A 595-nucleotide genomic window follows, 5' to 3' on the forward strand; every position below is an offset into this window, starting at 1 on the left:
CATCTTCTACAGCATTGATCCGGCCATCAACCTCAATCGGGGTGGCAATCGTCAAGGCATTCGGTGCTGCGTTATCTAAAATCACTGAGGTGCTGGTTGCACTGGAGGTGTTACCCGCCGCATCAGATTGTGTGGCGCTGACGGTGAGCGTGCCATTATTAAAGCTGCTGACATCAAACTCACTACCACTGATAGTCCATGCCCCAGAGCCATCGGCCGTCACAGTCCGTGATAAGTTATTCGCGCCATCGCTGATGGTCACACTGACGCTGGCATTAGCTTCTGCGCCAGAGCCGGTGATCAATACACTGCCATCCTCTACGGCATTGATCCGGCCATCAACCTCAATCGGGGTGGCAATCGTTAAGGCATTCGGTGCTGCGTGATCTAAAATCACTGAGGTGCTGGCTGCACTGGAGGTGTTACCCGCCGCATCACTTTGTGTGGCGCTGACGGTGAGTGTGCCGTTATTAAAGCTGCTGACATCAAACTCACTACCACTGATAGTCCATGCCCCAGAGCCATCAGCCGTCACAGTACGCGATTGGTTATTCGAACCATCGCTGATAGTCACACTGACACTGGCATTGGCTTC

The 595-nt window shown here is 53.3% G+C and carries 1 protein-coding gene; it reads right to left on the minus strand.

Annotated features, from left to right (window positions below):
• On the minus strand, positions 1 to 595 hold a 595-nt coding region (locus H5182_RS22045), incomplete at both ends, for an Ig-like domain-containing protein (RefSeq protein ID WP_182760660.1).

It is taken from the genome of Pseudoalteromonas sp. SG44-17 (genome assembly GCF_014164235.1).
GTDB classification, from domain to species: domain Bacteria; phylum Pseudomonadota; class Gammaproteobacteria; order Enterobacterales; family Alteromonadaceae; genus Pseudoalteromonas; species Pseudoalteromonas rhizosphaerae.